The sequence below is a fragment of the Desulfovibrio sp. GTC20076 genome (assembly GCF_055385905.1).
On record NZ_AP039366.1, the window covers coordinates 1,981,648 to 1,993,810 of the forward strand.

The 12,163-nt window shown below is 55.1% G+C and carries 18 protein-coding genes; 12 read left to right on the forward strand and 6 right to left on the reverse strand.

The window, feature by feature from the left end; genetic code table 11:
• Positions 1 to 6 precede the first annotated feature (6 nt).
• The 5 genes from ACZ495_RS08780 to ACZ495_RS08800 form a co-directional block, all read right to left on the reverse strand.
• Positions 7 to 558 carry a hypothetical protein gene (locus tag ACZ495_RS08780; protein ID WP_407844463.1) on the reverse strand — a complete coding sequence of 184 codons (552 nt, stop codon included), beginning with the start codon at positions 556 to 558 and terminating at the stop codon, positions 7 to 9.
• The gene (locus ACZ495_RS08785) at positions 548 to 1,558 is read right to left on the reverse strand and encodes a hypothetical protein (protein WP_464262083.1); all 1,011 of its coding nucleotides are present in this window, start codon (positions 1,556 to 1,558) and stop codon (positions 548 to 550) included. The genes ACZ495_RS08780 and ACZ495_RS08785 overlap by 11 nt, the downstream gene beginning before the upstream one ends.
• A gap of 63 nt (positions 1,559 to 1,621) precedes the next feature.
• A complete protein-coding gene (locus tag ACZ495_RS08790; protein WP_464262084.1) occupies positions 1,622 to 2,095 on the reverse strand; it encodes a hypothetical protein in 474 nt (157 codons plus the stop codon).
• Positions 2,092 to 2,364: a hypothetical protein gene (locus ACZ495_RS08795; protein ID WP_394026618.1), complete on the reverse strand. Its 273-nt coding sequence runs from the start codon at positions 2,362 to 2,364 to the stop codon at positions 2,092 to 2,094. Before ACZ495_RS08795 ends, ACZ495_RS08790 begins: the two co-directional genes overlap by 4 nt.
• A 321-nt stretch (positions 2,365 to 2,685) precedes the next feature.
• Positions 2,686 to 3,165, reverse strand: coding sequence for a hypothetical protein (locus ACZ495_RS08800; protein WP_464262085.1), 480 nt, complete (start codon positions 3,163 to 3,165; stop codon positions 2,686 to 2,688).
• Positions 3,166 to 3,270: 105 nt separating this feature from the next.
• Between ACZ495_RS08800 and ACZ495_RS08805 the strand changes: the two genes are divergently transcribed.
• From ACZ495_RS08805 to ACZ495_RS08815, 3 genes are all read left to right on the forward strand, one after another.
• Positions 3,271 to 3,456 carry a hypothetical protein gene (locus ACZ495_RS08805; protein WP_464262086.1) on the forward strand — a complete coding sequence of 62 codons (186 nt, stop codon included), beginning with the start codon at positions 3,271 to 3,273 and terminating at the stop codon, positions 3,454 to 3,456.
• A 263-nt stretch (positions 3,457 to 3,719) separates the two neighbouring features.
• A complete protein-coding gene (locus ACZ495_RS08810; RefSeq protein ID WP_464262087.1) occupies positions 3,720 to 4,442 on the forward strand; it encodes a LexA family transcriptional regulator in 723 nt (240 codons plus the stop codon).
• Positions 4,443 to 4,741: 299 nt separating this feature from the next.
• A complete protein-coding gene (locus tag ACZ495_RS08815; RefSeq protein WP_464262088.1) occupies positions 4,742 to 5,026 on the forward strand; it encodes a hypothetical protein in 285 nt (94 codons plus the stop codon).
• A gap of 1 nt (position 5,027) precedes the next feature.
• Here the strand turns inward: ACZ495_RS08815 and ACZ495_RS08820 are convergent, their stop codons facing one another.
• A complete protein-coding gene (locus ACZ495_RS08820; protein WP_464262089.1) occupies positions 5,028 to 5,306 on the reverse strand; it encodes a hypothetical protein in 279 nt (92 codons plus the stop codon).
• A gap of 395 nt (positions 5,307 to 5,701) precedes the next feature.
• On the opposite strand from ACZ495_RS08820, the gene ACZ495_RS08825 reads away from it, so the two are divergent.
• The 9 genes from ACZ495_RS08825 to ACZ495_RS08865 all read left to right on the forward strand — a co-directional run bounded on the left by ACZ495_RS08825 (position 5,702) and on the right by ACZ495_RS08865 (position 11,872).
• On the forward strand, positions 5,702 to 6,175 hold the full coding sequence (locus tag ACZ495_RS08825) for a DUF6948 domain-containing protein (protein WP_464262090.1): 474 nt from the start codon (positions 5,702 to 5,704) through the stop codon (positions 6,173 to 6,175).
• On the forward strand, positions 6,159 to 6,350 hold the full coding sequence (locus ACZ495_RS08830; RefSeq protein WP_464262091.1) for a hypothetical protein: 192 nt from the start codon (positions 6,159 to 6,161) through the stop codon (positions 6,348 to 6,350). The genes ACZ495_RS08825 and ACZ495_RS08830 overlap by 17 nt, the downstream gene beginning before the upstream one ends.
• Positions 6,351 to 6,660: 310 nt before the next feature.
• Complete coding sequence (locus ACZ495_RS08835; protein ID WP_464262092.1) at positions 6,661 to 7,110, forward strand: hypothetical protein; 450 nt, start codon at positions 6,661 to 6,663, stop codon at positions 7,108 to 7,110.
• Positions 7,111 to 7,128: 18 nt separating this feature from the next.
• Positions 7,129 to 7,470 carry a hypothetical protein gene (locus ACZ495_RS08840; protein WP_464262093.1) on the forward strand — a complete coding sequence of 114 codons (342 nt, stop codon included), beginning with the start codon at positions 7,129 to 7,131 and terminating at the stop codon, positions 7,468 to 7,470.
• Positions 7,471 to 7,886: 416 nt separating this feature from the next.
• On the forward strand, positions 7,887 to 8,264 hold the full coding sequence (locus tag ACZ495_RS08845; RefSeq protein WP_464262094.1) for a hypothetical protein: 378 nt from the start codon (positions 7,887 to 7,889) through the stop codon (positions 8,262 to 8,264).
• Positions 8,265 to 8,399: 135 nt separating this feature from the next.
• Positions 8,400 to 9,275: an ATP-binding protein gene (locus ACZ495_RS08850; protein WP_464262095.1), complete on the forward strand. Its 876-nt coding sequence runs from the start codon at positions 8,400 to 8,402 to the stop codon at positions 9,273 to 9,275.
• On the forward strand, positions 9,265 to 9,921 hold the full coding sequence (locus tag ACZ495_RS08855; RefSeq protein WP_464262096.1) for a hypothetical protein: 657 nt from the start codon (positions 9,265 to 9,267) through the stop codon (positions 9,919 to 9,921). The genes ACZ495_RS08850 and ACZ495_RS08855 overlap by 11 nt, the downstream gene beginning before the upstream one ends.
• A 293-nt stretch (positions 9,922 to 10,214) precedes the next feature.
• Entirely contained in the window at positions 10,215 to 11,411 is a 1,197-nt protein-coding gene (locus ACZ495_RS08860) for a DNA cytosine methyltransferase (RefSeq protein ID WP_464262097.1), read from the forward strand.
• A complete protein-coding gene (locus tag ACZ495_RS08865; protein WP_464262098.1) occupies positions 11,408 to 11,872 on the forward strand; it encodes a hypothetical protein in 465 nt (154 codons plus the stop codon). The genes ACZ495_RS08860 and ACZ495_RS08865 overlap by 4 nt, the downstream gene beginning before the upstream one ends.
• Positions 11,873 to 12,163 lie beyond the last annotated feature (291 nt).

The following is a 12,163-nucleotide window of genomic DNA, read 5'->3' on the forward strand; positions in this document are numbered from 1 at the left end:
CGCCTCCTACTGCGTGATTTCCAGTACGCGGTTTAGGATGGCGCGAGACGATTCAGGCCCACCCACAAGCGCCTTAATGCCCTCACTGCCGAGCATCATTGCCTCTTCCCTGCCGTGGGACTGCCTCCATGCCTCGATAAATTCCCTGCGCCGCCATTCCAGCTTGTCTGTATCCCATGAGCAGGCGGCGTCCCATCCACCCATACCGCGCAAAACGTAGGACGTTGTGGGGCAAAACTGCGGGCAGTTGTAGCGACCACGGCGGCCGATGTCGTCAACGAGCTTGTTCCATTCGGCGGCTGCCGCGATGTCCAGCGATTCTTCCTGCGGGATAATGCCAGCGATTCTTTCCATGGCCTCGCGCAACACCGCAAATGGCGGAATCGTCTTGTACTTGTATTGCACGATCACAGCACGAACACCTGCGTTGACGACATCGGCGGGATATTCTTCCAACAACTCAAGCCAGATTTTCAGGAGAGCCGTGGAAAATTCCTTTCCGAAATTCGCTGAAAGCGCCATGATGGCGGCCAGCTTTTCTTTGTTTTCATCGCGCATTTAATGCCCTCCCGCCGTTTAGCCCTCGCTGTTCCATTTCAGCCAGCACGCTCATTCCGGCTTCATATGTGAGCCGTGCAGCCCTGTCGGCCTGTGATTCATGTTTCGCGTTTGCGACAGGAGAAGCCCTCGACGTAGCAGACGGCGGCCTGAGCCAGGCTCGTTCCCGTAGATATTTTGCAAGGCCCGGCGCAAAGCCCTGATCCCAGAACTGGCAATCAATGCGGGCTTTGAGGTCTTCGTAAATCCGAGAGTCCCCGGGATACGCCTTGGCTGCCCTGAGTTGCTTGTATTCCGTGAATCCGGCCAGCGGGGCTTCTGGCCTGAAATGCTCGTCGTAGAATTGCCGTAGCTCCTGAAAATCAATGCTCGGCTCAGTGGGAACAGCGCCAGCAGGGTTTATATCCGCTGCGCAGGCTTCAACGCGCGCGCTATCTTCGTTCTCAAGACTACTCACAGGTATTATAGCCTTAGGGGCAGGAACAGGAGCAGGAGAAGGAGCAGGAGAAGGAGCAGGCGCTGGGCTTGGCAGGGCGTTAAGCATCCGTTGAACGAACGTTGAACGGTCGTTAACGCTTCTTAATTCTTCGTAGTCCTCCTTGCTTATGCCCTTAACGCCAGCTTCAACGAGCGTCGCATATTCCTTGGGGAAAGTTCTGGCCATCCTGGACAAGCGTGAAGCATCTGAGCGCGATTCTGCGCCAGCAGCCCAGGCGTTGTTTTCCAGCCAGTCATGAAGGACATAACCACTGTCGCCCTGGTCAATGAAGCCAACCTCCACCAGAACAGACACAAGGGCGCCGTCTTCGCCGCCCCAATCTGCGGCAAGCTCTATGTCTTCTGTGTTCATGCCGGACAGATCACCGTCAGTACGTAGCTTTGCGGCGTAAGCCCACAGTTGCAGCAGGGCCATAACGCCGTCGGAACCAAGGCGCCTTTTTAGCTTGCGGGCCTTGTGGTGGGCGAAGAAATCTACAGCAACGCGAAAGTCTGTGTTCATCTATGCCACCGCGCTTTCCTTGACTTTTGCATTAGCTTCTTTCATAATAACCTCACTCATTCGTTAATTGGTTTGCTTTTTGATTGCCCCGGTTCGCGCCGGGGCTTTCCTATTTTGTGGGGCATCCCGCAACATGTCACATGGCATCAGGCAAAATGAGTTCTGCCCGCCGTGAACCATGACATGCCAGCGGTTATCAGCGCCAAGGAAAGGCTCACTGTTAATCACGTACCCCTGTTCCACGCCCTCACCCACAGGCAGCAACACGCGCTGGCCCTTGGCGTATGTGGGCCTCGGTGGGGCCGGTGGCAGTTTGCCTTCTGAGAGCAGCTTGCCAACCATCGCGGCCACGCCGTTCGTGTCGAGGTACAGATTCCCGCCCTCATGATCGTCCACCCATCTGCCGTTGAGCCGCGCGCGTACACGGCTTTCAGGCGCGTCCTCCCACTGCGTAGAGTCGAAAAGCTCTATTTTCGTATTGCCTGTTGCCTCGGATTTGAGGCAAATTGAGGCTATTTTTTTGCGTTTTTCGCTCACTGTTTTGCCTCGTTTTTGGCATCCCACCACTGCGCAAAGCTCGACTTGCCTTCAAACCGCGCCTTGACTGCCGGTGGCATTTCGGGGCTGTGTTCGTGGCAGAATAGGCGATTGAAGCTCTTTTTCTGCTCGACAACGAAGTGGAACTTGTGGTTGTGGCTCTCCGCGTGTGTCTCGCCGTTCTCTTCCCAGCAATAATAAATGCGCTGAGAGTCGCTGAATTTTACTGCCCTGAAGCCGTCCGGGCGGCGGTGGTAAATAGTGCTCATAGCATCACCCTGTATGATTCATCCGCAGTCGGACCATGGCCCCTACGCTTCGCCCAACACTCAGGGCAACGGTAATCTGCAATCATCCGCCCGCAGTCAGGGCATGGGCGCAATGTGCCAACCTTCGCCGGGCCAAGCAGGGCTTTCACGGCACGTTTTTCCTTCACGATCTTTCCCGTCACGCCGAGCTTGTGCGCCTTATTGTGCACACTGCGCAGACTGCGATTCAGCTCCGCAGCACACCACACGGCACCCTGCACGTTGTAGTGCTTTCGCAGGCATGCAACTTCTTCAGCGCTCCATGGGCCAAGCTTGTTCATGCTATTGCCTCGCCTGTGGTTCGTTCTTTGCCTCGACAGTCTTTGCTGTAGTCTGCCGCAATTCAGACAATGCGTGTTCCTGGGATTGCAGTAGGTCAGAAACAGAGGCGTTCCCGTCAATGTAGCTTTGGGCGACCTCATGAAACCGCACCACCGCCGGGAAGTCCTGGAGCATTTCACCCTCAGCGGTAGGGGCATCCGGGGCCTCGGCCTCGTATGACACAATGGAATAGCCGAACATGGCCGCGAGATAGCGCAGCGGTGCAACATCCGCGGTTACGCGCATGACGTTCACCAGTTGCGACACTTTCAGCGTGTCCGGCGCCGTAGGGTTTGCATTCAACGCTGTGTAAAGGCTCGACTCGGACAGCCCCTTGCCCTCTTCGTGCTCAATGGCCTTAAAAACTCCGCGCTTGCCGCCCGGATAGGTGGCGCACGCTTGGGCCAGAAGGGACGTAATCCTCTGTAACTGCTCTCTCATATTGTAATTCCTTCCAGCCGCTCCGGGCCGTAATCTGTTTTCATGGCAAAACCAGAGCCGTTAATCTTCCGCGCATACATCACACCGAAGCAGGGCCACCTGCTCGTGACAATCCTCTCCCCTGCCCTCCTTAAGCCTCTGTACCGCAGCTACCCGGCAGACATTGACGAGGCCGCCGCAGTTGAAATGGCCGTGGCGCGGGCAGCAGCGTTGCTCACGGTCGGGCCTGCGCAGGTTCGTGTGGCGTGGCAGGGGCTGCTGGGGGAATCGCAGAATCTCGAAGCTCATTGATAGCGGCCCTGATGGCATCAGCATTTGCGGAAAGCACGTCAGCCCGTTTTCCCGTGCGCAGCCTGCTGATTATCACAGGATTAACGCCAGCAGCCTCAGCCAACTGAGCGCCGGTTACGGAGTGGCTTTTCAGAAATTCCACGACTTCGGTTGCAATAGGGGTTTTTTCCATGTCGCAATGTTACCAAAAGGTAATTTAACGATCAAGCGAAATTACCATAAAAAGATTTGTGTATATTTCGTTTCGGTAATAAAGAATGAAAATGGGAAAATTCGAAGAAGCAGTACTAGAAATTCTTGAGGCAGCCATAGAAAAATATGGCACTGCGGTAGCTTTGTCACAAGCAACCGGGGTTTCCACGGCGAACATAAGCCGCTGGCGAAAAGGGCGCACTCCGCGCGTGGGCGAGGTTGCCCCTATCCTTGAAGCCATGGGCGCTAATCTTATGCTTCCAACCAGTGAGCCAGCCCGTGACGTCTGCTTCGTCAACGCCAAGGTGATGCCAGCCGGCGAGCATGTTCGTTCACCCCATGCTGAGGATTATATAGCTGCCCCTCTGGTGGGCGAGGTCGGGGCCGGGCCTGGGTATTTTGCCCAGGAAGAAGTGGAGAGCTGGTTTCTTGTCTACAAGAACGTCCCCGCCATCATGCACCGCCGCAACCTCATAGCCGTTGAAATTGGGCGACACTCCACGTCAATGCAACCTCTGCTCAATCCCGGCGACATTGTGCTTGTGGACCGGGATGATCAGGACGTAGAACGCCCAGGTCACATCATGCTTGTGCGCGACCCTGACGGGGCAGGCATGATTAAACGCGTGGCACTAAACAAAGACGGCACTGATTGGACTCTCCAATTCTACAGCGACAATGCCGCCAAGAATCCGCCCATGACTTTTAAGCTGGGCGAGGATTACGACAGTGATATTGCCAAGGCCGTTGTAGGCCGCGTGATCTGGGCATGGTCAGACGTGCGAAACAAGTAGCCGCGTCACCTGGGCGTGGCAGTTGTGTTGATGGTTCCACCTAGGCAGATCAATGACAGTAAAAATAGAGGCAGGTGATATAATGGCGAAAACAGATTTATCGAAAGGCTGCCCGCATTGTGGCTGCAGCCAATATGAAAAGGACATGTTTCATTTTGCACGCCCCAAAAATCTCGTCCTTTGCGTATGCACTGTTGGCGTTTGGTATGTGTGGCTAATACTCAAGAGCACTTTCAAGGGCAGCCCGTATCGCTGCGTCGGCTGCAAGAAGTATCTTCCTTGGTAAGAGGTCGGTTACTATGTCGATTTACCTAATTTCTGTTGAAGCGCCTGACGGCCATATCTTGGAAGATGTGCAGAGTGCGCTTAAGGCAAATGCGCTGAAGCTCATAAAGCTTTCAGCGCATCAATTGCTCGTACAATATTGTGGTGGCGGAGCGGAAAATCTGGCTAAACGCATTGTCGAAATGTGCGGCCCCATCGGGGGCCTCGGTATTTTCAAACTTGCACCGGACTATGTACTTGCCAACAACACAGGCCCCGCCGATTGGCTTGATGATGCGGCTCGGAAAGCCGCGTTTTGACTTAATCCTTGAATTTGTACCGCCCTATTTGTTCCGGAGTCAGCTCCTGATTCAGCTCGCTCATGTAGGCGTCAATATCAAAGTCGGGATAGTGCTTTTTCATGAACGCTTTAAAGTCAACTTTAAATTCCTCATAGCGCTCGTCGTAGCCGAAGCCGCTACCAGCTTTTCTCGGGTAAAGAATAAGTCCACGGCCTGACAGACTTGCAATTTGGGTGCAGCCGTAATCGATGAAAATACCGTCTTGGTCGAGCCGCTTCAGTCTTCCGTGAAAGCTCATAATTGACCTCCCCGCCCCTCACTGGGGGCTTTTTTGCGCCCGCTGAACTGCGGGTGTTTTTTATAGGCATAAAATTACTTTTTGGCAATTTTATTATTGACTATAAATTACCTTTTGGTAATCTGTATCTGCGAACGGGGAATGGCGGCGAACAAAACCCACGGGTGGAAGTAGCCACGGAGCCAGGAACCGGGAGCAAGCCGCTGCTGAGTAGCGAGGGCCGAAAAGGGAGGCTGACCGTGAGCGATGCCAAACAAGTACGGACACCTAGACCGAACAGCACAAGGCGGTTGGTGCAGGACAACAGACACGGCAAGCCCGGCCATAAGAAGGGGTGCTCGAAAAACCACGGCGTGACGCGCCGGAGCCTGTGAAGGGCGAGAGGAACATTTTAAATGGTTACAGCAAATTTTGTTTCTGACCTGCCTTCGGTGACGGGGGCAGGGATTGGAGCAGAATTTACAACCACAACAAACCAAGGAATAGCAATGGATATCAATAACTTGACCATCGGACAGGCCAAAGAGCTTGCCGCCATGTTCGGAAGCCAGAAGGCCTTGGAAGGCATCAACAATTTCTGCATCGGAAGCACCGTCATTGTCCGCACCTATTCTGCTGGCGTGTGGTGCGGTACGCTGGTGCAGAAGTCCGGCAACGAAGTCGTTTTGGTCAACGCCCGCCGCATGTGGCGCTGGTGGTGCAAAGAGAGCATCAGTCTGTCGGCGGTTGTACAATACGGCATCGACCGTAGCAAAAGCAAAATTGCAGCCGCTGTTGACAGCGTGTGGCTTGAGGCCATTGAAATCATGCCGATCGATGGCGAATCAGAAACCTCGATTATGGAGGCTGACATTGTCCAGGCTGAATAACGGCTACGGCTACGGCGACGGCTACGGCAACGGCTACGGCGACGGCAACGGCTACGGCGACGGCGACGGCAGCGGCAACGGCAGCGGCAACGGCAGCGGCTACGGCAACGGCGACGGCAGCGGCAACGGCAGCGGCTACGGCGACGGCAGCGGCTACGGCGACGGCTACGGCTAAACGAATTTCTTTTGACCGCTGGCAACTGAGGTTGTCGGCGGAATTGGAGAAGTTCAAATCAAGCACCACGGCTGGCAGTGGCTAAGGTGTGGGGGCCGTGGCGTTGGGCTGCGGCCTTTATTTAACCCACCACTCCCGGCGCTCGTCGGGTTTTCATATACACAGGGCGGCTTCGGTCGCCCTTAACTTTTTGGGAGTTGTGATGAATGGCGGCGCGAGGAGCGGGCATCCTACATGCTGGCCACATGATGGATGAAATAGAGGTTCGGCACCTATCCGCCATTCATCACAAAGCCCAAAGGAGGCGCATATGACCGAATGGAAACTTTGGAGCGAAGAACGCCCCACGGACAATAAGGCATTGTACCGCTGGCGCGTTTCAGAACGTAAAATTTTAGGAATGATGCTGCGCCCTGAATGGAGCCAGAAGCTGGACCTGTGTGGCATGGGCTATGCTGACTCGGAATACTGGCCCATTTTTTCTGACTGGAACGGGTATCGGCGATCTGTAGACCAGTCTCTTGAGTGGCGTCTTGCCACACCACAAGAGACTGAAAAGGAAAAGGACACCTATTGGGGTGGGCTTGATCTTCTGCCTTGCCCGTTTACCGGAGTAATGCCCGTGGTCGTGTATATGGGCAAATTCATCGGCGCACCGCCGTATATACTTGAGTGGATGGGCATTAAGTCACATATGGTGAACAGCTTGGGATGGACGTCTGCCAAAGCAATGCGCACGGCATGGAACACCCGCCCATAAATAACAAAGGAGGCGCATATGTCTGACGAAATCACCAGCTTGAAGGCCGAAATTGCGGCATTGCGCCGCCGGATAGGCAGCCTTGAATTTGACCTTGAAGCGGCCCGCACTGCCCTGACAAACGCGGCGCTGGAAGGGGCAGGCTTTTACGTTTTCAGTGATGATGGCGAATACAACAGGTTTGACGGGCAGCACGAGGCGTATTTGTTCCAGCGTACCTTGCAGGATGAAGGAACCGGGTCAGTCCTTATGCGCATGCTGTCGCGTCTTGATGGCGTTGACGCAGACGTGGAAGGCGGAACCTACACGCCGCCCCCGCGCCCGTCACATGACCCGCAGGACGTGCGCAATGCTGCGTAGTCACAACATCATCTGGACAATCCGAGCCGTCTACATCGCACTGGTGTGGGCGGTTTTTCAATCTCTGGAGGTAGCGACATGGCCGTGATTCAGTTCAATCGGCAGAAGCGCCGCAAGCGTCCGATCAAGTGCATCTTCAAATTTCATCACCGCCCGTGCGTGGTTGCATATTGCTACACAACGGAAGAAATGATTGACGCATTCAGGGCGGCGGGGGGGGGGCGGCATGAACCGTCGTGAAGCACTCCGCACACAAAGGGCTGCGTATCACCGCCAGCGCTACGCCACACTACGCGAACACGGCCTATGTGTCCGCTGTAAGCGGCCCACGCAACACGGCATGGCCCTGTGCTGGTCGTGCCAACTGTACAACAACCAGCGCCGCAGTGGCGCACGGCAAGCGCCGAGGGGGTAGGATGAACGAAGCAGAACTTAGAGCAGAGAACGCCAGTCTGAAGCAGCAACTTGAAGCAGCATTGAATGTTAATATGTTGTCTCAAGCCGAGCTGATCGTAAGGGCAATGGACAATATCGCATCAAGCGTGATGGGTGATGATGGCCTTGCTAAGATTTCAATGGCCTGCACTTGCGTCAACTGTGGTGCGTCATTCCATAATGCCGAAGAAGCAATGGCCCATGACGAAGTATGCCCAAAACACCCGGCGGCGATACGGGCGACGAAGATGCAAGAAGCTCTTGCGGCAGCCGCAGAATATATTGGTGAAGAAAGCGCTGGCAGCATGGAGTTTTGGGAGCGGTATTACGAAGCCATCCCAAGAAAGCGCGGAGGATAGCCATGTGCCGCCACCTCGCGCTTTGCCCAACAGCAGCACCACGGTGCTGCAACGTAACGGTATGCCCCGATTCAGGGGCGTTTGTCGGCCCAGTGGAAGGGCCATTTTTGTTTCAACACAATGAGGACTTTTATCATGACACAGACAGCGGGGCAGCTTTCGGAGCAGGCCAGCCCACCCGCGCCGAAGTATGCGAACAACAAAGAATTTGAGGACACTTGGGGCTTTAACCCTAACCCTTTTTCTCTGGATAGCGTTGTGAGCAGCAAAAATTTCTCGCCGCAGAAAGTGGTTGTTTACGGCGTACCTGGCGTTGGAAAGACAACCTTCGCCGCAACATGGCCGAAGCCCATAATACTGCGTACGGAAGACGGCGCAGGGGCTTTGGATATACCAACGTTCCCACAGGTAGCCAAAACCACAGAAGAGATTCAGCAGGCCATTACAGCGCTGAAAAAGCCCGGACACGGCTTCAAAACACTTATTGTTGATAGCCTTGATTGGGCAGAGCCGCTTGTGTGGCGAAGGGTTTGCGAACAAGAGCAAAAGAAAAACATTGAAGATTTCGGCTTTGGCAAGGGGTACGTAAAAGTTGACGACAAGTGGCGCGGATTGCAACGCATGCTTGACGATCTGCGCGAAGCCGCAGGTATGCATGTTGTGTGCATTGCGCACGCTGTCCCGGTCATGTTTGACCCGCCGGACTCAGACTCATACCAGCGCTACACTCTCAAGCTGCATAAGCGGGCCGCAGCCCTGTGGACTGAATGGGCTGAAATGCTGCTGTTCATGAATTACAAGAGCCGCGTAGTTGAAGCCAAAGACAATGGAAAATCAAAGGCAAAGGGCAGTGGTGAGCGCGTTATATACACGCAAGAACGACCTGCATATCAAGCCAAAACGCGCTGGCCCCTGTCAGACGAGATATACATAGGCAACGACCCAACATGGGGCGCTTTCCACGAGGAACTTAGCACAGCAAGCGAAGGAGCTTACAGCAATGGCAATTGATTTCAGTCGCGAGGAAGCACAGAAAGAACGTAATTATGGCCCTGTGCCTGCTGGTAGCCGGGTGTTGGTAAAGCTGCACCTTGAACGTACCAAATATCCCAGCCGAGAAGACCCCGACATTGCCGAAGCTCAAAGCGGCCTTCTGCAACTGCCATGCAAGATCGAAGTTGTAGACGGGACATATGCAGGCTGCTCGTGGTTTGAAAATATCACGCTGCAAGTCGGCATGCAGAAAATCAGGCTTACAGAAGGGCAGGAAACGGCAGCAAAGCGCGGTGGCTCCATTCTCAAGGCTATAATTGAGTCTGTGCGCCGCATTGACCCTGCCGACACCAGCGCGCGGGCTGATTCACAGCGTCAGGTAAACAAATGGACAGACTTTGACGGCATGGTCTTCCCGGCCCGCCTTGGAATCAACAAAAAGGGCTATGTTGGCAAGGACGGCAAAACCTACTGGAACAACAGCCTTTCCCGTATCGTTGCCTGCACCGACAAAGAATACAATGATTTGATGCGCGGTGTCGAGTTTATCACTGACGGGCCCACGCGAGGTGAAGCCGCTGGAACCGATGCCCCAAGAGGTGGCAACGGACGGTTGCCGTATGACGACGCACCGCCTCACAACGATTCTGACGTTCCATTCTAGCTTAACACTCTCCTCCTCACCCCATACGACAGGCGGCATCTGGATGGTGTCGCCTGAAACTGTGTGGTGAATCACGGTAGCAACCCCCAACCCCTGCCCGTGGGGCGATACGCGGGCCATATTTGTGCAACCGCCGCCCACTGAGGCGGCTTTTTATTTCTCAGCCATACATCCTCAGGTGGGCCGCGCATACCGACAACGCGGGGAGTTTTTTATGAGTGATACGACAACCACGATCACGCCGGAAGAGCGGGCGGAAATACGCGCCGTGGCTGCGGGTGAGGGTGAGTGATGTGTCTTCGTACTACAACGAAATCGACCCATTCGCTGCCGCATGGCTGCGTGAGCTAATCAAAGCCGGGCATATCGCTCCAGGCGAAGTTGATGAAAGGAGCATTGCCGATGTTATGCCAAGCGACCTTGCCGGGTTTACACAGTGCCATTTTTTTGCGGGCATCGGTGTCTGGTCGTATGCCCTGCGCCAAGCCGGATGGCCCGATGATAGATCCGTCTGGACAGGAAGTTGTCCCTGCCAGCCGTTTAGCAGCGCAGGAAAGGGAAAAGGATTCAAAGACGAACGCCACCTGTGGCCTGACTTCTTCCGTCTCATCGACCAGTGCCGCCCTTCAGTCTGCTTTGGAGAACAGGTTGCGTCAAAAGACGGCCTCGCTTGGCTCGACCTTGTACAAGCTGACATGGAAAACGCGGGTTACGCCTTCGGGGCGATTGATACCTGCGCTGCGGGCTTCGGTGCGCCGCACATCAGGCAAAGATTATACTGGGTTGGAACTGACACACTGGGCGACACCTCGCTGTGGAGATGTGTCAGAGGAGAAGTGGGAAACGAAGCTGGCACGCAATGCCCGGCACTTGGAAGCAGGGAAAATGAAGGGTGTGGGCGGTATGACGCTTCCAATGATGGCGCATGCCTGCGGTTGGCCGACACCAACGACACGAGACCACAAGGACGGTGCAGAGTGTGTCAATGTACCACTAAACGCACTGCTTGGGAGAGTTATGTGGTTGGTGGGCTGGCCTACACCGACAACGCAGGACGACAACTGCTCACGCATGCCGAACCCGCAGGAATATGCAGAAAAACGCCTACAGAGGGCGAACAAATGCAGCAATTTGGCTCAGACAGCCCAAGCGCTTTCGGGTTGGCCCACGCCGATAGTGAACGATGCGTTGGGGAGCGGGTACTGCTACGGGAAAAAGAAGCCAGATGGAACGAGGAACATCTTTCTGAAGCTTCCGGGGGCAGCAGAGCTAGCCGTAGGCCCGGCCCGACTAACGGCTTCTGGAGAGATGCTGACTGGCTCTTGTGCAGGGATGGAAAGTGGCGGGCAGTTGAATCCGGCACTTCCCCGTTGGCTCATGGGGCTACCAACCGCGTGGGACGACTGCGCGGTTATGGTAACGCCATTGTCGCGCCGCAAGCTGCAGCGTTCATAGAAGCGTTTATGGAAATCAAGGAGCACCAGCCATGACAACCGCACCACTCCCCCACGCCATCCAGCACCGCGATACCCTGCTGGCCCTCACAGTTATGGAAGCGGCACTGGGCATCCTGCTCAAAATTGCCAAGCCCGGTAGCAAATTGGCTACACGTTGTGCCACAGTATCGCGCTGGATTGACGAATGTTCCCCGGCCCTGAAAGTCAAACGATTGTCGTCTGGTGCGCAACGCGACCTTGACGCAGCGTGTGAAGAATTATCCGCGCACATGCTGACAGAAGGCACCGGGCCGGAGTTGTTGCAAAGTTGGTCGGCGCAGTACTGGACAGGATTCACAATGTTTTTGGACGCCCGCAGGCGCTGCGCAGACTTCACGGTGGGTAAGTCGTGGGGCTGGCTTGAACGCACGGGATGGTCGTTGGGCTACCTGCTGATGGAGCTTGCCCCCGGCTGCGATGTGGCCGGGACGGATGTATACTTGGAGGTGGCATAGAACATGAAAATGCCTTTATACCTTACGAGGAAAGAAATAGGGCCAGCGCTCAATATGAGCGAGTCAAAGGCCCGCGCATTGTTAGAAAAATATAACGTCAAGCCTGTAGACATGGGCAGGGGGCGGGGCAATGGCTTGCGGTGGCGAACATCGGCTGTTATCCAAGTAGCGGACACATTGCACGCCGAAGCCCAGCAACAAAAGGCAAAGTCTGCCAGAAGGCCAACAAAGATGCGCCCCATCCGTGGGAGGTCTGCGTCAGAACTTTTTGCCGAGTTTAACAGGGAGCAG